Source organism: Nocardia pseudovaccinii NBRC 100343, from assembly GCF_001613225.1.
GTDB lineage: Bacteria > Actinomycetota > Actinomycetes > Mycobacteriales > Mycobacteriaceae > Nocardia > Nocardia pseudovaccinii.
The window spans coordinates 1-23,041 of the sequence record NZ_BDBY01000416.1 but is presented as its reverse complement, the minus strand read 5'-3'; the positions used below and the strand labels follow the sequence as shown (position 1 = coordinate 23,041).

At 64.6% G+C, this 23,041-nt stretch carries 20 protein-coding genes; 5 read left to right on the top strand and 15 right to left on the bottom strand.

Annotation, left to right across the window (positions count from 1 at the left end; translation table 11 throughout):
• Positions 1-171: 171 nt before the first annotated feature.
• A complete protein-coding gene (locus tag NP3_RS43990; protein ID WP_157124964.1) occupies positions 172-7,872 on the top strand; it encodes a hypothetical protein in 7,701 nt (2,566 codons plus the stop codon).
• 48 nt (positions 7,873-7,920) lie between these two features.
• On the opposite strand, the gene NP3_RS43985 is transcribed toward NP3_RS43990, so the two are convergent.
• Together NP3_RS43985 and NP3_RS43980 are read right to left on the bottom strand one after the other, a co-directional pair.
• The gene (locus NP3_RS43985) at positions 7,921-8,109 is read right to left on the bottom strand and encodes a hypothetical protein (protein WP_157124963.1); all 189 of its coding nucleotides are present in this window, start codon (positions 8,107-8,109) and stop codon (positions 7,921-7,923) included.
• A gap of 93 nt (positions 8,110-8,202) precedes the next feature.
• Positions 8,203-8,949 (bottom strand): hypothetical protein, encoded by a 747-nt coding sequence (locus tag NP3_RS43980; protein ID WP_063047630.1) that lies wholly within the window; start codon positions 8,947-8,949, stop codon positions 8,203-8,205.
• Between the two features lie 224 nt (positions 8,950-9,173).
• Between NP3_RS43980 and NP3_RS43975 the strand changes: the two genes are divergently transcribed.
• The 3 genes from NP3_RS43975 (at position 9,174) to NP3_RS43965 (ending at position 10,995) form a co-directional block, all read left to right on the top strand.
• Entirely contained in the window at positions 9,174-10,058 is an 885-nt protein-coding gene (locus tag NP3_RS43975; protein WP_281197770.1) for a helix-turn-helix domain-containing protein, read from the top strand.
• A complete protein-coding gene (locus NP3_RS43970) occupies positions 10,048-10,257 on the top strand; it encodes a DUF397 domain-containing protein (RefSeq protein WP_063047628.1) in 210 nt (69 codons plus the stop codon). Before NP3_RS43975 ends, NP3_RS43970 begins: the two co-directional genes overlap by 11 nt.
• Positions 10,258-10,383: 126 nt before the next feature.
• Positions 10,384-10,995, top strand: a complete 612-nt coding sequence (locus tag NP3_RS43965) for a Uma2 family endonuclease (protein WP_063047627.1) — start codon at positions 10,384-10,386, stop codon at positions 10,993-10,995.
• Positions 10,996-11,099: 104 nt separating this feature from the next.
• Here the strand turns inward: NP3_RS43965 and NP3_RS43960 are convergent, their stop codons facing one another.
• From NP3_RS43960 to NP3_RS43900, 13 genes are all read right to left on the bottom strand, one after another.
• Positions 11,100-11,474: a PIN domain-containing protein gene (locus NP3_RS43960; protein WP_063047626.1), complete on the bottom strand. Its 375-nt coding sequence runs from the start codon at positions 11,472-11,474 to the stop codon at positions 11,100-11,102.
• Positions 11,471-11,716, bottom strand: a complete 246-nt coding sequence (locus NP3_RS43955; RefSeq protein ID WP_063047625.1) for a hypothetical protein — start codon at positions 11,714-11,716, stop codon at positions 11,471-11,473. The genes NP3_RS43960 and NP3_RS43955 overlap by 4 nt, the downstream gene beginning before the upstream one ends.
• Positions 11,717-11,755: 39 nt before the next feature.
• Positions 11,756-12,133, bottom strand: a complete 378-nt coding sequence (locus NP3_RS43950; protein WP_063047624.1) for a hypothetical protein — start codon at positions 12,131-12,133, stop codon at positions 11,756-11,758.
• On the bottom strand, positions 12,130-13,305 hold the full coding sequence (locus tag NP3_RS43945; protein ID WP_245721374.1) for an aminotransferase-like domain-containing protein: 1,176 nt from the start codon (positions 13,303-13,305) through the stop codon (positions 12,130-12,132). The genes NP3_RS43950 and NP3_RS43945 overlap by 4 nt, the downstream gene beginning before the upstream one ends.
• A 76-nt stretch (positions 13,306-13,381) precedes the next feature.
• Positions 13,382-13,834: a cupin domain-containing protein gene (locus NP3_RS43940; RefSeq protein ID WP_063825072.1), complete on the bottom strand. Its 453-nt coding sequence runs from the start codon at positions 13,832-13,834 to the stop codon at positions 13,382-13,384.
• A 306-nt stretch (positions 13,835-14,140) separates the two neighbouring features.
• Complete coding sequence (locus NP3_RS43935; protein WP_063047622.1) at positions 14,141-16,708, bottom strand: hypothetical protein; 2,568 nt, start codon at positions 16,706-16,708, stop codon at positions 14,141-14,143.
• A 7-nt stretch (positions 16,709-16,715) separates the two neighbouring features.
• Entirely contained in the window at positions 16,716-17,027 is a 312-nt protein-coding gene (locus NP3_RS43930) for an MPN domain-containing protein (protein ID WP_063047621.1), read from the bottom strand.
• Positions 17,028-17,056: 29 nt separating this feature from the next.
• The gene (locus NP3_RS43925) at positions 17,057-17,410 is read right to left on the bottom strand and encodes a hypothetical protein (protein WP_063047620.1); all 354 of its coding nucleotides are present in this window, start codon (positions 17,408-17,410) and stop codon (positions 17,057-17,059) included.
• 9 nt (positions 17,411-17,419) lie between these two features.
• Positions 17,420-18,157 (bottom strand): hypothetical protein, encoded by a 738-nt coding sequence (locus NP3_RS43920; RefSeq protein ID WP_063047619.1) that lies wholly within the window; start codon positions 18,155-18,157, stop codon positions 17,420-17,422.
• On the bottom strand, positions 18,154-18,510 hold the full coding sequence (locus NP3_RS43915; protein ID WP_063047618.1) for a YbaB/EbfC family nucleoid-associated protein: 357 nt from the start codon (positions 18,508-18,510) through the stop codon (positions 18,154-18,156). The genes NP3_RS43920 and NP3_RS43915 overlap by 4 nt, the downstream gene beginning before the upstream one ends.
• Complete coding sequence (locus NP3_RS43910; protein ID WP_063047617.1) at positions 18,507-20,006, bottom strand: PE domain-containing protein; 1,500 nt, start codon at positions 20,004-20,006, stop codon at positions 18,507-18,509. The genes NP3_RS43915 and NP3_RS43910 overlap by 4 nt, the downstream gene beginning before the upstream one ends.
• A 28-nt stretch (positions 20,007-20,034) precedes the next feature.
• Positions 20,035-21,762, bottom strand: a complete 1,728-nt coding sequence (locus NP3_RS43905; protein ID WP_063047616.1) for a hypothetical protein — start codon at positions 21,760-21,762, stop codon at positions 20,035-20,037.
• Positions 21,744-22,364: a hypothetical protein gene (locus NP3_RS43900; protein ID WP_063047615.1), complete on the bottom strand. Its 621-nt coding sequence runs from the start codon at positions 22,362-22,364 to the stop codon at positions 21,744-21,746. The genes NP3_RS43905 and NP3_RS43900 overlap by 19 nt, the downstream gene beginning before the upstream one ends.
• Positions 22,365-22,798: 434 nt before the next feature.
• On the opposite strand from NP3_RS43900, the gene NP3_RS48725 reads away from it, so the two are divergent.
• A partial coding sequence (locus tag NP3_RS48725) for a hypothetical protein (protein WP_218025064.1) occupies positions 22,799-23,041 on the top strand: 243 nt, incomplete at its 3' end.

The window sequence follows — 23,041 nt, the reverse complement described above, 5'->3', positions numbered from 1 at the left end:
TTCATCCTCGAATTCACCACAGACCAAGAAGGCCACCTCCACCCCAAGCCTCGATCGAACACCGACGGCCCCACCCGAGAACAACGCCAACACAAAGTCCAAGGCCCGCCCGCGAACGACGAATCCAACCAACCAGCCGACGCGAGCGATGACCGACCGCGAACGAGCGAGTTGCAGAGCGAGTCGGATGAGTCGCGGACCACGCAAGGGAGCGGCGAGACCTCGAATAACCCCGGCTCGCATGAGCCTGCTGGTGCGGCCGAACAGCCGGACCACCCCGACACGCTGCTCATGCGGGTCGTGCTCCAAGAAGTGCGAGAGCTGGTAGACGCCGACCTCGTTGCACAGGACGTTGCGGCCGCGGCATTTTCGCAGGCGGGCGAGCAGGGTGCCGAGGCGCTGCTCGCCGTTGCCCGCGAGCTGGCAGTAGATCATGTGCGCTTCGCCCGATTCCGGCAGGCTCTGCTGGTCGCTCTCATCATCGACGCCAAGGTCGACATTTCCGATCCCATGGTTCGCGCCCTGGCCGAGGCGAGCAGAAGCGAGCTGGAACACTGCCTTGCCGAATTACCTGACGAACGTGGCGTTCTGCGGGCACGATTCTGGGACGGGCTCACTCGGCGACAGGCCGCTGATCGGCTGCAACTGGACAAGGCACCGTGGGCGGTGGAGCGCCGCGCACTTCGGCGCGTCGCGGCGCAGCTGGCCACGACCGTCGCCCTACCGGAGCGGGGCAACCAGGTATCCGAATTCGCACCGGCCCCAGCGACCACACGCCCGATACCCGGTCCACCGATCGAGGATCTCCGCTTCCTGGGCGGTAGAGACGGCGTCGATATGCCACATGAGATGGCAGCGGCGATAATCGCCGAAGCCCTGCGCAACCTATCGTCGGCTTTGGACGGCAACTACAATCTGAATATTCGGGTCGGCTCATTTCTGGTGCGCATACGGAAGTCGGGCATAGACAGTATGGACACCAGACTTACTTCCGAACCACGGGTGATCGAGTGGCTCGCCAAACGCGACATCGACGTAAAGATTCCACGGCTGTACTACATCATGAACGGTGTCGTGCTGCCCGATGGCACTGTCGTCGACGGCGTGCAGATCCAGGGATTCGTGGACAATGCACGCCTATTCCACGATCTGCCGGAAAAGCCGATCGCGATCGTGGTGGCGAGTATCGCAAAACTGCATGCACAGACCAAGGGGGCCGGAAATAGGCTGAACCTCCTGAGCTTCGTCCAGAGACTGGTCGATGAGAAAATGTCCGTCTTCGCGAGGTCGCGCGAACAATACCGGGATACTTTCGACGCGCTGGGAATCCCCAGCGATCCTTTCGCACCGGTTCTGGCCATGGTGTCGCCGGGGCAGAATATCGATCCTGTTCTCATACACTCGGACGCGCATTTCAAGAACGTTCTCTACGATCTCGAAAGCACGGTGACGCTCCTCGACTTGGAACTCGCCAGGCCGGGCGACCCAGCTCTCGACTGGGCCCGCCTTCGCCTGCTCGAGGGATCCGGCCCGAGCGCGGAACTGCTCCAGCGGCTGCTGCCGCGAACGGAGCGCGATGACATATACGACCTGCTGTCGCAGATCGAGCGAACCCTCATCGACACCGTCCGACACACGCGCGCGGCGATGTTCGGTCTGCTCACTCCCGAGATGATCCATTTCGCGGCAACCGAGTTGGCGAGCGCGTTCAGAGCGGCCAGACGGAGCCAAGGAATCCGCGGCCCCTTGTCCAGACAGCAGTATTTCGAAGCCATCGGAGTTTGGAGCCCGTCTCCCTCGCAGATAACCGGCCCTGAGATGCTGGCCATCTACATTGATCCCCTCTATTACGTCATCGGTCCGCCCGGACGGGCTGAAACCGCGATACCCAGCTTCACCGACGCGTCATTCGATGAATTATGGGAATGGGCTCACCAGTTGCCATTCGATGAGATTCAGCAAGTCTTGGCTACATTGCGCGCCGAAATCACCGTGGTGCTGGCAGATTTTCACCGTGGTATCAGGTCACCTCGAGTACCGACAGGTCCGGCACGAGCGCTGAACACGATTGCTTTTGTACTCTGGGAGAGAATCTCCGAGGGGATAGCGTTCCTCGGCGATGCTCAGTACCTCGAACTGCTCGACGACGCAGCGCTGTCGGAGGTGGCGGAGTATTTCGCGGGGTGGGCGCCGATTGTCGGCGAAACGCACCTCGGGGCACGCGCGGTGTTCGACTGCATCGGCAGCCTCCGGATGCACTATGTGCCACCTCCGCTCCTTCATGAACTTTCGGTATCGGCTGGGCAACTCGCGCATAAGCTGGAACTGCTGGCCGAATCGGTGGACCCCGGAGATACTCCTGGTCCCGCCGGTGCGGACGATTTGAGGACAGCACGTCTCGCGCACCTGATATCGGCGATGGAAACCGTCGGGTACCCACAAGAAGCTGTTTTCTACACCGATGTCGCCGACACCTATCTGCGGTCGTTGCGGCACGAACTCGACCCGGCGGTGGCCGACGCCTTCAGCAGGCTGCCGGACCTCGCGACAGTGTTCGCTCGCGCACAAAACGGCGCCGAGCGGGACTTCGCCGCGGCGGCAGCGGCCTATCTGGAGTGCCTGGCTACGGTCACGCGGTACTACGTGCTCAGGACCAGCGACTACGCATCCGGTCTTCAACATCTCGGCCGTCTTTCCGAGACCCTGCACGCTATCGATGCGCGTCTGCGTGGACACCAGGCGCCGCACACCGCCGCCGCCGCCGCGCGCGAACTGCACGAACAACTCGAGGCATCGCAATTCAGGTCGTATTATGTGCGGCCACGAGTGATGGCCACCCGCGCATATGACCGGCTCTTCCTCGACTCATCTTTCGGCGACGCGATGGATCAGACCCTGGCTCTCCTACACGGGATAGGCAATCCTCCGGTGGCGGACCTGCCGACCCACCGACCCGGGCCTGCCGCTGGCGGCTCCGGCACACTCCCCGGACACAACGCCGCCGAACCCGAGCCCTTCCACCATCCCGGGGACAACCCGTTCGCCGCTGAGCGCCACCGCCTCGCCGGTGGAAAACGACCGCAGCACCTCGGTAACCAGTTCCTGGCCTTCCACCACAACGACGACGTTCCCGGCGACCCCGTGCAATGGGATAAACCGCACCAGCATCGCGACCTCCCATCGGAGCCGAACGAAAACGCCTCGGGCACAAGCGCATTAAGCCGAGGCGACCGGCAGGCGGCGGCACAACCACCAGCCGACGATCCCGCGAGCCCGCTGGAGCATATACCGCCAGAACCTGACGAAACATCGTCGCCGCATACCCACGAACAGTTCGTCGTCCGCGACACCACCGATACGACCGAGAACCAGAACATCAGTGCCGCCTATCCGGCGCGCGACCAACTACTGCGGTTGCTGGGCGAACGGTTCACCTGGCTGACCGACGAGCAGGTCGCGGCGGCGAACGTGCTGTTCACCCAGTTGGTTGTGAAAGCGAGGAAGCAGCCGGACACCCGGATCGAGGCCGTCGTGACGGCGACGGACGACCAGCACACTCGCAAAACGCGCGTCGAAGTGGTCACCATCTGCGCGCCCGGGAGCTCCGAGGCGCAGATCGATGATGAGCCCACCATCGCGCTCAGGGCTTTCTCGGACGATTTCGGCACCACTCGATCCGAAAGCGGCACCCGGCGTTCCGCCTGGTTCGAACTCCATCACCAGTTGCAGACAGCTCCCGAACAAGCACCGCCGCCCGCGGCCCGGGTCGGGAGAAATCCGCACTCCAGCGACCTCGACGAGGATGCGGTATCCGGCGTGCTGGTCGTCGACTCGCGTTCGCCCCGGCCGACAACTCGCGAACGGCCTCTCGGAATCAGCGGGACCGTCCTCAGCGCGGAGACCCGGTCCGGTGTGCTGGTTCTGCACGCCTCGGAAACCGTGCGGTGGCGCGAGATCGCTGATGGACCCCGCAGTATAAGAACGATCACGATCGATACCGGAACCGGGGATCCCCCAGTCGACTGCCGAATCGAATACGCACTCGACCCGCAAGGCACCGCCCACGCGTGGATCGACTTCTATGGTCCGTTTGTCGCAGGGCCCCACTTCGATCGAGTGTCGAGAATGATCGATGCGGCCTTGCACACCCGTTTCCCAACCAAAATGATCGCGGTCCAGCACGGCCGGGATTGGTTGGGTTCACATCGGTATATCCGACCAAGAGCACTTGCGCGGCAGGCGACACGGGACGCGGACACCCGCATCGAAGTGGCACACAGCCCATCAGGAACAGGAACAGGAACCGAGGCCCCAGCCCGCGGCGCCGATCCGCGCGATATAACTCAGGAGCAATTCCGCGGTTCGTACTGGCGAGCGGTATTCGCCGCGAAGTGGTTGGCAACGAATCAGCTCTTCGAACGCCATCGCCTCCATCGATTCACCTGGCCAGCGGCGGCGCACGGCGCCGCAACGACGGATCTGACCTGGGCTTTTACGCTATCTGACGCCATCCGGACCGATCCGGCTGTCGAGCCGCTGTTGCAGGCATTCTGGACCCTGTTTCCCATGGATGAGAGGGCTCTGACCGCGCAAGCGGTGCGGGTGACGAACACCGCCGACTTTCCGAAAATCTTCGAGATGTGGCCCGAGGAATACAGCTTGTACAGGCAGTACGGGTCCCCGCTCGGCGCGTCGGCGGAGACCGTCCGCCGAGTCGCAGCGGACAACGTCAGCCTCGCGCGCCTGGAAGCTTTGGCCACTGCGGCGCAAGGACCTCGGCTTGCGCAGACACTCCGTCGACTGGCCACGGAACTGGCGCAATTCCCGGCCGACCCAGGCCCGATCTTCGAAGGATTGCACGATGAAAACCGCGCCGCATGGACATGGCCGACCCAACTGCGGCTCGACTTCGAACAGCGCAGGTCTGAATCCATCGAGCCGATCCATTTCCCGGTGCCCGACGATCTCGTCACCATCGCGACCTCGCCCCCACTGCGGCCGACGGAATCGGTAGCCGCCTCGGCGACAGCCAGCCGACCGGCGCCCTTCACACCCAACGATCTAGCGAGAATCATCGACCGCCGACGCCCGGCGATCGCTTCTCCAACGCCGCTCCAGGACATAGTGTTTCGACAGGTACAGCCTATTGTGGGCTCGGCCGAGACGGCCGATGCCATTACCACGGAGGTGCTCGCGGATCACGCGGACAACGCCCCGGAGATGGTCATCGTCCACGCCCGCAATCGCGCGGTCGACCACGTGCGATCCGAACTCTTCCGACAGGCCGTGCTGCGCGCCTTGATCGAATTCGTGAAGGTCGACCCCGCCGACTCCTTGGCCCGCGCGCTGGCACCCGGACGGAGCAGCCGTGAGGTCGAACGCGGTCTGACCACCCTGTCCGATCTCGAGCGCGATTACTTGACCGCAAGGTTCTGGGACGGCCTGACCCGCAACGAGACAGCCCACCAGATGCAGCTCGACGAACCCCCGCGCCAGTTGGAACGGCGCGCACTACGCCGACTGGCGGCGGCAGTGGCAGCGGTCGCCCTCGAGAACGAGGGCGAGGCCCCTGAGCACGCGAGCGGCACGGTACCGGAAGCCGACACACCCATACCCAACCTGCGTACCAATGATCAATACAAGCCGATCGGCGGAACGACAGGCCAGACCATGCCCGACGAGATCGCCGCGGCCCTTCTCGAGCAGGGACTCAACAGCCTGTCGACCGCGATGGCGGGGAGTAAGAACGAAAATGTCCCGGTCGGCTATGTCGACGGGAAGCCACAATTCATGGTGCGCTTTCCAGCGGCCAGCGGGGACGATCTGGACAAGGTCAAGCTCGTCGAATGGCGGGTCTATCGGAAATTCGCGGAGGCGAACGAGCCATCGGTGCCGCGGGTGTACCGGGTGTTCAACGACGTCCGAATGCCCGACGGCCGCCGGATCGATGAGGTCGTTCTCATGGAGTACCTGGATGCCGAACAGCTCGCCGAGGTGATGGATCGCGGGGGCCTGACCGACGAAGTGATCGACGAGGTGGTCGAACTCTTCAACGCTCTGCACCGGCAGACCTTCCTGGGGACCGGGGACCGGCGAAAGTTCATCGACGAACTCGTCGCCGAGGAAATGGCCAATATTCGAGCGGCGCTGCCCGAACTCGCCGATTGCTTTGCCGCGCTGGGGATCCCGGAAAAACCGTTCGAACCGGTGGTGCGTTGGATCCATTCGGGCGTCATGTCGTCGGAGTGGTTCGCGCCGTTCGCGATCGTGCATCTCGACGCGCATTTCCGGAACTTGCTCCGCATTCTGCGCGGCAACCGAGCCGGTAAGGTGGTCGCGGTGGACTGGGAGCTGGCCAGGCCCGGGGATCGCGTCATCGACTTTGTCCGCATGTATCATCTGACCGGTGCCGGACCGGCCGCACAGCACTTGCGGCAGAAGGTGTCGGCATCGCCGAATGTATGGGATGTATATTTCCTGTTCTTCGAGATCCAGCGCATCATTCACGACCTCATCCGACTTCGGCGAGCAGCCAAGTACGGTCAACTCACCCCGGAGCAGATCCAATTCGTCGGCAACGAATTGCGCAGTGCCTTTGCGACTTCCAGACCGGCATGGGCCCAGCGCCCTGATCTGCCCAGCACACGGATCTTCGACGCCCTCGGTGCTTCGGTACCGCCCGCGCAGTGGATTCCGCCAGGCGACCAGGCAACGGCACCGGCCCGCGGGGACGACGCCGATACAACAGAGATTCCCCGCGCGATGCCATTGCGTGCGGAGATCACGATGCCGGATCTCACCGCCGCCTTCGAGCAGCTCGAGCAGTGGGCCTCTGCGCTGCCCTTCCACGAGGCTCGACTGCTGATGGCGCAGACCCGGCAACAGGTCACCGCCCATCTGGCGGCATTGCATCGTGGCGATCCACCACCGATCGCGGAGTTGACCAGCGCGGCACGGATACTGAACGCACTGACTACCGCATTGGCGAAATACCTCGAAAAGCAATTCATCGCCGCAAGCGAATTCGGACTCGACCCGGGCGTCTTGAACAACGAAGCACTGTCGGAGATGTTGTTCACCATCGCTGGCTGGAAGCCCGTCGCCTATGAGATGTGGCTGAGCGCGAGCCTGGTGCTCGACAGCGTCGGCGCGGTACGCGACCCGCGGACCAGGCCGCACCCGCTGCACCACATCCCGGTGCCATTCTGGGAAATCCATCGCCGTCTGGAACAGATTGTGGAGGCGGCACACGAGGCCAGGGACGCCGTCTCTGCCCGCAGCTCCAGCCAGGATGACCCCCGCCGCGAGCGCTTGATCGCGATCCTCGAGCAGACAATGAATGGACTCGCGGAATTGTCCGGTCTGCGTGTTTCCAACCGGTACCACTCGGCTGACATCACCTTGCAAGTGCACTCGGAGGGGAACTTCGCCCCCGAACTCGTCGACGTCTTCGGGAACCTGCGTAACCGAGCCGAGAAATACAGCGCGTTGAGACGGACCCGCAGTGATCAAGGTTTCGCCGCCGCAACCGAACCTTATCTGCGGAGCCTGATCACGGCGGGAATGTACGTCACGAACCAAACCAGTCGCTACACCTCCGGCCTCCACCACTTCGGCCAGGCCGCCGACGTACTCGACGAGACCGCGCTTCGCTTTCCAGTGCACTGGGCGCCGCGCACGGCCGCGCGCGAAATCCGTCGCCTGCATGAGGAACTCAGCGCACTCCATCGCGAACTGCCGCCCGGACTGCGCGGGGAGCGGATGAGCGAGGCTGTGGCCGAGCGACTGATCTACCACGCAGAAGCCGATGAAGCGCTCCAGGAGACCCTGAAGCTGCTCCGCCGTGAGGCGGACGCCGCCTCGTCGTCCTAGTGCCCGAAGCGGCTGCCAGGCGTTCGAGGATCGGAGCCCGTTCCAGGTTCAGGCCGATGTTCCAGGTGGGCGCGGACGGCGGTGTGCCGGAATGGCCGCGGTCCAGAAGTCGTGGCGGACGGCGTCCCAGAGTTTCGCGAGTTCGGGCAGTAGTTCGCGTGCCTGGACGAGATCGGGATAGTCGCCGGGTTCGAAGGAGGCGATCGCGGTTGGGTCGGATGTGTTGTGTACGAACATGATTGCGATTTCGTGACGCTGGTTCAGGTGCCATATCGCTTGGAGGCCGTCGACTTCGGTTCGGTGGATGCCGTCCATACGGGTCGGCGGCGGTTATGACCGGGTGTCTCTGGTGGCGTGGGAGTCCGTGGCGGTTAGCGCGTCGAGCACATCCAACAGGGTTGCGAGATCGGGGCCGCGCCATACCGAGGGCAGGGTGCTCGGTGACGGCGTGCCGGATGCACCGAGCGCGCGCTTCGGCGGGAGTTCATTTCCGATCGGTTCGAATGGCAGGCCGCGGGCCGCGGCGCGTTCGCGCGGGCTCATTGCCGGTGGGACGAGCGCGCCCGCGCGGACCAGGCACCTGAGAGCCGCGGACTTCAGTGGGCAGGTGATGGCGCGACATGTTATGTGCCGCTGCATGATTCGGTGCGATTCGGCGACCGTGAGTGGATGGTCGGGGTGAGCGTGGTCGGGTGTAATGCTGCTGTGCATGGCGCGCGCCCAGGTCACCGGTGGGCAGACCGTTTCGAGGTCGCAGGTTTCGCAGACGCGGGCGGGGGTGTTGTCCACGCTGGCCAGGTCGTAGACGATCAGGGCAGCGGCTTGCACACCGGTAGCGATCGCGAGGCCATAGCCGATCGGATCGGTGTCCGGATGCTCCGGTGGCCGGACGGTGTAGAGGTAGTCGTACCCCAATTGCTCTGCGTGGCGGCTGATCTCGGCCGCATGTCGCGGCGCGGCCAAGCCGGACACGCCGGTGCGGACCAGGCCGACCGCTTTGGGTCTGCGCGCGTCGCCGCCGTCCGGCCGACTGCGGACGTAGGCTGTATCCGGCTGTCCCGCTTGTATGTTCGTCATCGTCGCGAACCTTCGCCTCGGCGTATCGGTGGTCAATGGTGGCGGTCGACCCGAGGGACCGGCCGATCGCCACGACTAGGACACACCGCCCGCGGGGTCCTTGGAAGGCGAAAACGGGAACCCCTGTCAATCGGCGAAAAAGCCCAGCGCAAAGCCGAAGTTTGTGGGAGGGTCTTCCCGATTCTGGAGCACATGTCGGCTCGAAATATGGGGGTAATTCATTGGTGGACAGCGATAGCAGCATCACTCGTCGACAGCTCGGGCGATTGCTGCGCGAAGCACGTGACGAGATCGGATTGACACTGGAGGACGCCGCACGGCTGATGGAGTGGAGTAAGAGCACCCTGCAGCGGTACGAGAAGGGACAGAACCAGAAGATCCGGATGCGGGAGCTCGACGGGATGATCGATATCTATCGCATCGATCCCGAACGCGCGGAAGGGCTTCGGGGGTTGGCGAAGCAGGCGGCGGAGAAGTCTTGGTGGCATGAGTTCGGGGATCTGATTCCCGAGAACTTCAGTGTCTTCATGGGATTGGAGTCCGCTGCCGAGACGTTGACAACCTATCAACCGGATCTTGTTCCGGGACTGCTGCAAACGGCTGACTATGCGCGGATCATGGCGCGTATCGCCAGTCCTGGCGATACCGACGAAGAACGCGAGCGACGCGTCGAGATGAAACTGCGTCGGCAGAATCTCATCACTCGCAAAACGAGGCCCGCCACGATCAACGTGATCCTCGGCGAGACGGTGTTGCGCCGCATAATCGGCGGTCCGTCGGTCATGGCGGCGCAGCTAAAACACTTGGCAGACGCCAGCACGATGCCTAACGTCAGTATCCGAATCCTGCCGTTCTCCTCGGGAATGCCGACTGGTGAGCTGATCGGAACCTTCGTGATCCTGGAGTTCCCAGTGGACAGCCGGGGCAAGCCGATCGAACCCACGATCGTCTACGCCGAGAACTACACCGGCGATATGTACTCGGAAAAGGTCGGTATCGTGCAGCGGTATAGGCAGGCGTACCAACGCATTGAGCAAGCCGCGTTGGATGAAGTCAGTAGCAGAGCACTGCTGCGGAAGATGGCAAGGGAGTATCAGCATGAACGTTGACCTGTCCGGAGCCCGGTGGTTCAAGAGCAGTCGCAGCGGCGGGACCAAGGACTGCATCGAAGTCGCCTTCCTCGACACCGGCATCGTCGGCGTCCGCGACTCCAAGAACCCAACCGGCCCAGCCCTGGCCTTCACCCCGACCGAATGGGATGCCTTCACCACAAGCGTCCAAGCCGGAGCCTTCAACCACCCCGCCTGACCACCCACAACGGAGCAGAAACCCAGAGCGGCCGCAGTCCGAATACAGATCGGAGTGCGGCCGCTCGGCCTCTATCATGGCGGCGTGTCCCTTCCGCGTATCGAGCGCCCGGACCTCCCCGAGTACATGACCTGGGAGGAGCTGGAGCGACTCCCCGAAGAGATCGCCGCACAGATCGAGCTGTGGAACGGGCGCGTGGTATGGGTGCGCCGCGGCCCCGCGGAACATCAGACCTTTTCGAACCGTCTGTGGAGCACGATCGAGCGCTGCGCACGAAAGACGATGTCGGAGCATCCTGAGCACTGCTGGCGGGTGACCACCGAAACAAACGTCTTCCTCGGGCGCAACGGCAAATCCGACTTCTTGACGCCCGGCTTCCTCGTCCATCGGTGCCTGGAGTCCCCTTACCAGGATCTTCGGAGTGCCGCCGTCGTGCTGGTCGGCGAGGTCCTGTCTCCTTCCAACACACAGACCGATATCGAGGCGAAGAAAGGCCGCTACGCGGGCGCTGGGATTCCCTGGTACTGGGAGGTGCGTCTGGACCGCGAATCCAGCGCGATCGCAACAGTCCGCGCCTACGGCCTCGACATCGGGCACGCCCAACTGCCGGACGGCGTCCACCCCTTGCGCCCAGCCAACTACATCCTGGCGAGCGAATGGACCCACGACAACCCTGACGGCATCGCCATCGACGCCCCGTTCCCCATCGCCATCCCCTGGACCGAACTCGAATACTGACCGCGGCAATACCTTTCGCCCCGGATTCGCACCACGGTACCCGTCCGCCACGGTCGAAAGACAAGCGGCCGCACTCCGAAGCTGTTTCGGGCGACCGCTCGGGGTCACACGACTTCGAGCCGGATGTTCGGGTCGAGGGCGCGAAGATCATCGGGATCGGAAGTGATCACGGCGCGGGCCCGCGTCAAACGAGCGCATACGATCACGTGCGCGTCGACAACGTCGGCGGTACCGGAACCGGCGAGGAGTGCGCCTACGGCTTGGGCGTGACGACGGTCGAGGTCGATGATCTCCACACTGCCTGCACCGAGCAACCGCCCGATCGGATGCTGGCGGGGGCTATTGCGCCACACCTGTGCGAGCACGGAGGCAGGTACGCGGACAGGGAGCCTCGCATTAACGGCTTCGTCGACCAGCGCGACAGCTCGGGCGTTGCCCTTCTCGATGCCGATCAGCGCACCGGCATCGAGAATGATCATGCGGCACCACCCATTTCGGCTTCATCCAAGCCGAGCACGCTCCGCGCCCATTCGCGATCCTCATCCGTCACACCGGCCTCGCGGGCAAGCTCGGCGGTTATCTCCCGAGCGGTGGCCCAGTCGGGTTCGCGGCGGGCGATATCGGAAAACCAGGCGGAGACCGAGGAGGCTTCGCCATGGGTGACGGCAGCCTCAGCCTTGGCGGCCACGTCATCGGGAATGCTGATAGTAATCCGCTTCATACTCCAATCATACCATTGAGTATGAGGGTGTTCATACCGCTATAGCGACACCGGACATATGAACCGGCGGCCGGTGAGGGTGGCGGGGAACGGGCCGCGGCGTGGGGTGCCGGATGGGTCGTAGAAGGTTGCGCTTGCCGAGCCGGTGAATTCGTCGCCGTGCACGGTCAGGTCGAAGCGCACGATTCCCTTCTGCACCAGCGAGGGGTCCGCGCGGTCCACGGTAAATTCGAGGAAAGCGCCCGATACTGTTGCGCGGTCGGCTTTCCAGGTGCCCATGCCGTTGCTGTCGCTGGTGGAGCGGTTGCCGTGGTCCGGATTCGATTGCGCCATGGTGCCGTCCGCGTGGAAGGTCATGACGTGGTAGCCGAACGGTGCACCGTCGGCCACCACTTCCCAGACGCCGAGAATGCTCATGCGCACAGTCCGGACAGCAGCTCGACGCCGGGTTCGATCCGATGTTCGGGCACGGTGGCGAAGCTCAGCCGCAGCGCGTTGCGTGGGGCATCGGGAGCCGCGAAGAAGGCGGATCCGGGCAGAAATGCCACTCCCCTGTTCAACGCCGGGGCAACCAACATGTCGGCGTCGAAATCGGCCGGGCCCTCCACCCATACGAACATGCCGCCATCGGGTTCGGTCCAGCTGAATCCGGACGGCAAATATCTGCCCAACGCGGTCACCACCGTATTCAGTTTTGCCGCATAGGATTCCACGAGCAGACTCAGATGCGCGGATCCCACCGGCGTGCCGAGGAATTCGGCGGCGATCGCCTGATTGAAGGCGGAGGTCTGCATATCGATGCCCTGTTTGAGGGCGAGTACCGGCTCGAGCAGGTCGTCCGGGAGCACCGTGATGCCGATCCGCAATGCCGGTGCAAGGGTTTTCGACAGCGAGGTGATGTAGGCCGTACGGTCCGGCGCGAACGACCACAGCGTCGGCACCGGCTCACCGCGGTACCGCAGGTCGGTATACACATCGTCTTCCACGACCAGTGCCTGGTGCCGGGTGATCACCTCGGCGACCCGCGCGCGCCGGGCTGCGGACATGGTCCGGCCGGTGGGATTCTGGAAGGTGGGCAACAGGTAGACGAACGCCGGATCATGGTGTGCCAGTGCACTGTCCAATGCTTCCGGCAGGATGCCGTCCGCATCGGAGGCGACCTCGATCACCAGCGCGCCGTGGCTGCGGAACACCTTCACGGCCGGACCGTAGGTCGGGGTCTCCACCAGCACCACCCCGCCGGTATACAGCAGCGCCATGCAGATGTTGTGCAGTGCACCGGATCCGCCCGTGGCGATATGTACCCGCTCGGGCGAGCACCCGATTCCACGACCGGACAACAGTATTCGCGCCTGCTCCAGCAACGGTGGGAAACCCCGTGTGAGCCCGTACTGCAATGCGGCACTCCCGTACTTCGCGATCGCGGCCGCGGCCAGCGAGGCCACCAGCTCACCCGGCAGCAGCGCCGGATCCGGCGCGCCGACCGCGAACGAGATCACATCCGGTCGGCGCGCCAATGTCGCGAACGCGTCGTCGATCGGCCCGCTGCGCATGGCTGTTTCCCTGCCGAGCGCGACACCCGTGCTCACGCCTCCACCTCGCTGGCGCTCGGCTCCGGCACGAGCACGCTCGTGGCTGTGTTGTTTGTTCGCTCGCCGCGCTCGCTCATACCCGAGCCAACTCCCGCCGCAGCCGCGCGGCGATTTCCACTGCCGCCACATCGAATTCCGGCGTCAAAACCAGATCATCGCTGAACAGCGGATCGGTGCGCACATCCACCGCCACCAATCCCTCGGTGTCGCTGAGATTCACCGCCACATGAACCACACCCTGAGGGATGTACAGGAATTCGCCGGGCCCGTGCGCATAGGGCTCCAATTCGGGGCCGATCAGCGTCACCGCCCGTCCCGTCACGCAGAACACGATGGTTTCACTGTGCTCGTGCAGATGCGCCCGCGCCACCTTTCCCGGCGCCATATTCACCAGGGCCGCCGAAATTCCCTCAGCCCCACAGGTATCCCTCGTTATGCAGGGCAGTAGATGCTGCTCCTGCGGTCCCACAACCTCCGCGACGTCGGCTGCGGCAACCACGCGTACGGACTTGGTATATTTCTCCATCGAACATCCCGAAACATTGCCGTAGGAAAGTCAATTGCTGACATCGGGAACGCTATGGCAGGGACAAACCGAGAACATCCGCCGCACCGGACCGGAATATCCGCACAATCCCGCAGAATGTCGATATCCACGGCCGAGACTCCTGGAATTCCCGCACGGACGCCTCGGTGACAATCGATCGGCGCGGGCGCCGACCCCGGAGGGCATTGGTGTCGATCGCCCACGAACATCGGCTGATTTACGCCGTCACTGACCGAGAACATCGTGGTCGCGGTCGGTGGGCATGACGACGAGCAGCTCCCGGATTCACCTCGTCGGAGGTGCGATGACCGATGCGCGGCGCGGCGCGGGCTGTGGCGTCTGGGAAGACATTTGGGTGAACGCCGGATGATCGACGAGTTGTCCGTGCGCGTAGATCGCATCGCGCAACCGCTGCCGGGTCGGCTCCTCGGCCAATAGCAACACCAATTCGTCGCAGCGCCGTTCGAACAGCATCGACCGCAGCACCGACGCATCCGAGGCGGAGCGGCCCACGGCGGTTTCCGATCGCAACTCCCCCAGCGGAATTCGCGAAACATCCGCCTTCAGCGGCAGCATGGACGCCACCACCAGATCATCGGTATCGCGTAGCTCATCCCACCACTGTTCCGGAACCGGCTTGGCCTGCCGGAATGCCTGCAGGATCCGCTCGCGCACGGCGGCGGTTCCGAGCGCGGTCGCGGCATTCGGTCCCAGCCGTGCCGTGCGCGCATGCGCGTCGACTGCGAGTTCCACACAGCGCCAACCGATCCGGTCGGCGGGCACCGACACGGCCCGCTCCAGCAGTTGCGGTGCGCCGACCAGTTCCAGTCGGTCCACCAAACCCGTTCCCGGACCGGCGAAATCCATCATCGCGGCGGCACCGACCGAACCCGCCGTCGGAATATCGCCCAGTTGTCGGCTCAGCGCGTCCTCGATCGGTAGCGACGATGCCAGTGCCGTCAGCCGAGCCCCGGTTTTCTTGCCCCAGGACAATGCGAATTCCGCGAGTACCCGGGCCGGATCGGCGATCCCCTCCCAGGCCGTATCCGAGACCGACCACATCCACGGCGTCGAGAGTTCCCGAGGCAGATACACCCGCGCGGGCAACCAGCCCTGCCCCTCGTTCGAGGTGACGAACGCGCCGACACCGCCGGGATGCCGCATGATCGACACCGCCCAGGCTGTACCGACCGTCGCGGATTCGGCCGCCGCGAGCAGGCTGCTCAGCAGGGTGCGCGCCAGTGCGAGATCACCGTCGACCCGTTCACCGACCATGAAGGTCGGGGCCGCCGCCGCGATCATCGCGGCACCGACCGCATCGCGCATATGGTCACTGCCGGAAGACTTTTCGGAGTCGTCGGGCGCCGCATCGGACTGGACCGGAACCCCCGGGGCCGGACGCACCGGTGGCGCGTTCTTGCCGGGTGGTACCGAAACACCCGGGGCCGAAACACCGGACGCCGAAGGCGATCCCGGCGAAACCCGTGGTCCCGCACCGGAAGTTCGCGAATCGCCGCCCTGGGGCGCTCGCGTATCCGCGCCTGGCGCCGAGGGATTCGCGGTGGCGCCTGCCGCGGCGGGCGGCGCGGTAGTGGGCGGTGCCGTAACCGTCGGCGGCCCGATGACCGGCGACGGTGCTACCGGACCCGCGAACGCGCCCGGCATGGAACCGAGCAAGCCGCCCGGCGCCGATTCGGAGTGTTTGCCATCGAGCTCAACCCCCAGCGACCTATCCGTACCGGACTTCGACGCCATTCCTATTACGTCATGGTCGGTGGAACCGCCCTCGGACGTCGAGAGAGTTTCCGCCGCAGTGGGTGTCGAGCCACTGTCGCCGGGGCTCGTCGAGCCCGAGTGCGATACGCCCGAGTCCGCCGCACCCCCGGATTCACCGATACGCTGCGGTCCGTAGCCGGAGTCGGGTGCGGCACCGTAGCCGGGCGCACCCATGCCGGTCGACGACGCATCAGGCGCCTGCGACCGCGGCGCGTCACCCGGCTGCGGTCCCGTCGGTGGCTGCGTCGCAAGCGGGTTGTCGGTGCCGCCCGGCCCGTGCGGTCCGCCGAGATCACCACCGGGCAGCGGTGAGAACGGCCGCGGCAGCCCGAGCTGATCGAACAGCCTGTTCAGCGCATCCAATGCCGGAACCCGTGGTACACCGAGGCCATCCGGCAGACGCCAGCCATTGGGCCAGCCGGGAATACCGGGCGGCAGCTGCGAATTCCCCGGGTGGCGCGGTCCGGGCCCGGCATGCGGATCCGAATGCCGTCGATTCCCAGGTCCTCCTCCGGAAGAGTGGCGATCCCCTGGCCCCGGCTTCCCCAACGCCGCCGCGATAATCGGCAACTCCGGCAGGCCACCCGGCCCGATCAGCGTGAGCGCATGCCTCGCCACCTCGTCGACCTCGGCCCGTGCCTGTGCGATGGTCTCCCTGACCTTGGCGCGTTCCTCATCGGCGGTCGAGCCGTCGCCGTCTTCGTCGGAGACCTCATCGGGAATAGCGCGGATTTTGCGGTCCGCGCGATAAACGATGTCGAGAATGTGGGTGCGCGTCCGGTCGACGATTCCGGCGATCCGCTCGAAGGTGTCCGCGGTGGCCACCAGCGCATCGACGAAACCCCGCAGAGTTCCCTGCTGGGCGCGCAGATCATCCTTGATCGGATCCAATCCGGCACTGGAGCGGACGCTCTCGTCGAAGGCGCGGCGGGCACGATCGGCCTCCGTGGGATCCAAAGCCTCGGCGCCCTCACGCGCCACCCGCTCGAGCGCACCCCACTCGCGCGGCGAGATCTCCGGCCAGTTCTCACCGACAATGGCCTTCCAGTACGGACTGTTGCGCTCCTCCGGGTCCATCCGGAAATCAGATCGACCCGGATACCTGGGCACCGCCCGCGACATCGCTGCCGTGGAGGGCTTGGTTGGTCTCGACGACATATCGATGCATCGACCCGGCATGGTCGTTGAGATCGTCGACCGCGTCCCCGAACCAGCCGACGATCTGATCGCGCACCCTGACGGCCCGATGATCGAGCTCCGACGCCGGGCTGTGCTGCAACGCGAAGGCATCGGTGGTCGCACTGACGTGGCCGGTGCTGGAGGTCACGACCCCGAAGTGTTGGCCGTGGGTCGCCGTCACATCGTCCGGGTCGTCCGTATCCAGGATGTAGGTCATGGCGGGTCCTGTCTGAAAGATTCCTGCGGTCAGGAAGTGGTGCCGAACTCGGCGATCTCGCTTGCCCGATAAGAGGATTCGGTGGGCAGATCGAAGGAATCGATGGTGTACGGGCGGGTGCCGTTGTACTCCATCTCGGCCCTCAGGCCGACCCGTGACTTCAGATGTGCCAGCCGGGCGAGCCGGACGATTTCCGCGGCCAGCCAGGTGTCCCCGTTGTCCCTGGCGTCGTCGGTGATGTGCAGCCCGACGACCTCGCCGTCACGACCGCAGGCGACACCGACAGTGTGGTCCGGATTGAACACCTCATAGATCAGGTTGCGCCAATCCGGCGGTGCGACCTCGTCGAGGTCGTCCTGGTCCAGATCATCGAATTCGGTCATCGGCTACTCCTAGGTGCGTGCGACAGTGCCGGGCGGCGCGATCACTCGGTCGGGCGGGCCCGCGGCGGGTTTCTCCGGAGCCGGATCATCGGCGGCGGACAGCTGCTGTGCCAACGCATTCCAGGCGGCGTCACCGATGGTCATGACCTGACTCAACTGCCAGAATCGGGCGCCGAGATACATTTCGCCGGTGCCGTCCGGAGCGATGTCGAGGTGGTCGGGCCCATCCGTGGTCGGATTGAGGCTGATCGTGGTAGCCGGAGGAAATTGATCGTCGACGTTGATGATCGTCGCGCCGCCGCCGGGGATGAAACTCTGCCGACAGCGATCGCTCGCGGCCACCGCAAGATCGGAGCTGTTGGTGGTGAGTGTGACGTCCGGATTCAGCAGTAGCTGCAGCACCCAGGAACGGGCCGCCTGCTCCGGATTGTCGGCATTGATCGAAATGGTCAGTGTCGCAGACAGGTCCACGACCAAGACGGCCTCGGCGCTGGTAACGCCCACGACCACCAACCGCTTCGGCGAACCGGCCGGATACGGCAGGTCGTCCGCGGCCAGCGCGACCACATCCGAACCGACACCGACTCCGGTGACCGGATGCGCGTTCACCGTGCCCGTCGCCACATCGATCGCGTACGCGCACAACAGATCCGGGGTGCGATCCGCGACCCCGGCCAATCGGACCAGCCCCTCGCGGTGCAACCACCGGACGGTATCGGCGACGGTGACGCCATCGCCATCACTCATGACTTCTGCTCCGCGCTCGCCGCGGCCGGTTCCGGTTCCGCTTCCGGTTCATCGGCCCAGGGATCCTTGTCCATGAGCTGCTCGTACTGGCGTGCCGCATCGGCGGTGCTCTCCCGGATCGCGGCGATGATCTCGGTGACCAGTTCATCGCTTTCGAGCCGGTCGACAGTGCCCGGAGCGAGGTAGAGCCCGACAAGTCGGCCCATGGCATCGACCTCCGGAATCACCGTGCCGCTCGGCGACGGCCGACGGGCGCGGATGCCATCGATCTTCTCGCGCAAGTCGGCGATCTTGTGGCGGAGTTCGCGCGCGGCATCGAGCGCCGCCTGCACGTCGGGGTGGATGTCACTCATGCGGAACCTCCGGATTGGGACGCCTGATTGGGCTGGGAAGGCGTCGGCGGTGTCACGGTCGGCGCGATGGTCGGCTTCTCGCCGATCACCTGCTCGGTATGCGGTGTGTCGTCGACATACATCAGCCGATCCGGATGCCAGGCCACCACGCGGTTGCGTTCGTTGTTGCCAGCGCCGGCACCGCCCATGCCGGGCGACATCGGCATGTACGGCATCATGCCGGAGCCGGTGCCCGCCGCACGCGCCGCACCGGCCGCCGATGTCGACAGCGGCTCGATCACCGACGTTCGCGGCAGACTCGACGAACCGCTCGCGACACTGCCCGAGGAACCGACCATCGGCATCGGGCCGACGGTGAACGACGAGGACGTCCCCGATGAATTCATCGCACCGGTGATATCGGAGATCGGCATCGCGCCGCCACTCGAACCGCCGCCGCCGGTCAGTGAACCGTAATCGGTCGAGCCGTAGTCGCTGTAGCCGTAATCGTCCAGCCCCTCCGTCGTCGAGTCGGTGCTGTTCTGATTCAACAGACCGGACGACATCAGCGAACTCATCACGGTCGGCAGCATGGACGCCAGGCTGCTCAGCATCTGACTGGCCTCGCCCGAACCGCTCGAACTGCTCTCGTCCGAACCGGTTTTCGACGAACCGGCGTTTTCCGCGTTCTTGGAGCCGACGGTGGTGGCGTAACCGGTGATGGTCTCCGCCGAGCGCGCGTTCTGCTCCTGGAACTTCGCCAGCGCGGCCTGGATACCGACCTCGTTCTTGGAGCGGATCGCCTTCAACAGTTCCTTGCGGGCGGCGATGATCTCCTCGGGCGTCGGGTGTTTGGCCTTCGCCGTGGTGAAGGCATTGCTGTAGGTGTCGATGCCATCGACCAGCTTGCCCAATCCGGTGCCGAGTTCGTCGAGCCAGCTCCGATGTTTGGTCAATTCGGATGCAGCGGCGGAACCTACCGGAACCCAATGCTGCATCGTCTGTGTGGCCGCGTCCACACCGGCGAGAGCGGCGGGATGGAAGCCGCCGAGAAAGCCGCGCACATCCGCCGAGAGTTTGTTCGCCGGACCCGTACCGGGTCCGCCACGCAGTTGCTGCGCGAACGTCAGCGGATCGACGCTGGCACCGGCCGCGGGAAAATTGAAAGCTGGCGGTTGCCGCACATTCAGCGGCATCGGTTCCGCGACGGGATTGGCCAAAACCTCACCGCCACTTCCGTTTATCTCACGCGCGCCCGCGTCGTCAGCGGTGGTGTAATCCGCCGCCGCTGTACCCAGCTTCTGCGCGGTCTTGTGAATCTCACCGAGCACACCCGACATTCCGTTCAGCAGATTGGCGGCGTGGGCATTGAGCTGCGGCACCGCCTCGGCCGAAATCGGATCGCTACCCGCGGGCAGCACCCAGCCCTTGGGTAGCGATTGCCCGGTGGCATGCGCCAGCTCGGCGAGTTTCGCCGCCGCGGCGGCCAGCTCCGCCGGATTGACGTCCAACGCCATCACTGTCTCCTCTCACCCCGGCGCATGCTCAGGCAGGCGCCCCTCCCGTAGCCGCGAGCATCGGGGCGCCGGACTGGTCGCCCGTCGGGGCGCCGCCGGGCGCCTGGCCGGACTGGTTGCCCGCCGCAGTTGCCTCGATGCCGTGCGGGTGGGCGAATCCGGAGAATTCGCCGAATTCCCCGGCGGTGTCCGACAACTGGCTCAAGTTGTCGGAGGTCAACTCCGTCAACTTGCCGCCGATAACCGCCTCGAGAGTGCCACCGGAATCCGGGGTTCCGAACTTCACAACCACGGCCGTGCGGTCCTTCCAGACCGCGACGTCGCCTGTCATCAGCTGGTTCGGATCCACAGAGTCGCCGATCTGCTTCTTGTCCGACCACTTCGCCGGTGTCTTGCCGTAGGCGGCCTGCGCGTCGGTGCCACTCTGGTTGCCGAACGCGGCATCCAGCGCCTGCGCGACCACCGCCGAGACCTTCTGCGTGCGGCCGTCGGGGAAGGTGTAGTCCACCATGCCGTCGGTACCCGGAGTGTGGCCGGGCACCGGGCCACCGGGCTGTCCCTGGCCGGTCTGCGACGAGGAGGTGCCGGGAGGCGGCGTCGACGACGCCGGGGTACCAGGTGCGGTTGTCGCCGCAGGCTGGGCCTGGGCTTGGGGCTGCGTGGCGACCGCAGGCTGCGCGGCGAGAGGTTGCTGCTGGGCCAGGCCGTTCTGGCCGTACTGATTCATCATGTCGCGCATCTGCTGCTGCTGCGCCATCTGCGCCAGCTGCTGCCCGAGCGAGTTCATCATGTCGCTCATACCGGAACCGACGCCCGAACCCATCCCGGAGTCGGGATAGCTCGCTTGGGTCGGGGTGGTGCTGCTGGGGTAGCTGGAGCCGGTGTCTCCCGACCCGACCGAACCCGCTCCGGTGTCGGTGCCATCCGAGCCGCCGGTGCCGGTCGACGAGCCGTCGCCGGTGGAGGAGCCATCGGCACCGAGGTCGATGGGTTTCCAGGTGTCGTCGGCGCTGGTGCCATTGCTGGTGCCATTGCCATTGTTTACAGGCTGGGCCTGGCCCGGATCGTAAGTATAGTCGCCGTTACCGTTACCGGTGCCCGTGCCTTTCTTCTTCAGATCGTCTATTTCCTTCTGGAGCTTATCGGCCAGCGCGCTCCCGTCCTTCACCTTCTGCGTCAGGTCGGCGATTTGCTTGGTCTGGTCGTCGATCTTGGTTTTGCTGGCAGACATTTTGTCCAAAGTGTCTTTATAGATTTGCGCCCCGGCCTCGAGTCCATCCGAAACGTAGCCCATAATATAGTCATCCATGGTCATACCACCGTCTGGCGACTTCGTGGCATAATCACTCAGACCGTTTATCAGCTGACCCATCTGGCTCTGATATTGCAGTCGGTCTTCTTTCGTATCCTTTGTCGTCTCTTTCACTACCGCAGTGAACTTGACCTGCAGGTCATTGAATGCAGCCTTGAGCGAGCTCGCCTTCTGCACATAATTGGTGACGGCCCCCGACCGCAACTGACTCAATTGGACCTCGGAAACCTGACTCACCGAATCAGCCTCCGGCAGATCGGACGTCTTCCCGCTGCCGAGGGCATCCCAGTTGGTGATGAGAAATTTCAACAGCCGGTTATCTACGAGCTGTTTGGAAGGCTGCGATATCTGGAAAATTTTCCCGTCGGGATAACCATTTCCATGGTCATCTGGTACCCAGAGAATGGGCATTTCCGGAGTAGCCGTCACGCCGACACCGGCCACGGCTGCTGCGACTTACCGTCCGCGTCGTAAGCGCCAATTACCGCCTTCGAATCCTTGGCCCCATAGTAGTTGCCACTCATATCCGCGCCCGCAGGACGAGTCGATATTGTGACAGACTTATCCGCTCCGCCGCCTCCGCCGCCATTGCCCGGCCACCAACCGGCCTCATCGAGGCGACTCCCGGCGTAGGCACCCATGGCGCGCCCGGTGGCGCGCGACGCCGATCTGCCGACCGCTTTAGGAGCAAGACCACCGAACGTTTTGCCGGACTTCGGGAGATACCACTTATTGGGCATTGTTACGGAATGGTTGGCGACCCAATCGAAACCCTTGCCGATCAAGCTGTCGCTGGCAGCTTTGCTGGCAAGCTTCTCCGCGATCGGACCGCCCACCTTCGCCAGGAGACCTCCCGCGAGTTTCCCGCCCGGGATCGACGACATCGCCCAGGTCGTGGCACCGGCTTGCAGCCCCTTGCTCAGACTGTGTTCCTCAACCCCGGTCCAGACGGCGTCGGTGAGACCGGCGAGGGGAGCGCCCACGCCAGGCACTACGGAAACCGCAGTCACGACGATATCTTTCAAGTCCAAGCCGAGAAAGCCCATCTGTTCACCTACTCAGTACGGGGTCGACGGCAGCACCTGCGACCAGAACAACGAACTGGCAATCGGCCATCCCGGCGCGACCGGTGATCCAGGCACGGATGACGCGGTCAACATAAATCGCCACAGCCGCACCCACCTTCCGATCGCGCACTCCGTCCAAGAACGGGCCCTGACCTGCAAATTCAGCATCGATGGACCGTGCCACCCGGGGCAATCCCTCGACGAACCCATTGTCGAGGATTCCCAACGTTGGGAACTGTGGTGGAAAGCGGCGCGGTCAGGATAATTCTGGGAAGACGCGCACGAGTTGCCGTGGCCGCCAGCATGTTCGCCCGGCCCGGTGACCGATGGGAGGAAAACCGGATGAGTCGCCACCTGGTACTCGAGATCCCCGCGCTGCGTGTCATCCGTATGCGGGCGTTGGGTGGTGGGTTATGACGAGTCCTTTGGTGGAGCCGGTTGTCGCCGATCCCGAGCTCGATCCGGAGGCGGAGGCCGGTACCGAAGAGGGAGATTCACCGGAGTCGGCGACGCCGTGGACGCGGTTGGGGCGACGCGGCGGTACGTCACCGGGGCAGCCGAATGTCACCGCGCCGGGCGGGAACGGGCAGGGCTCATCGGCGGATCCGGGTAGTCAGAGCGCAATACCGGGACAACCCCCGGCCGGTTCCGGATCC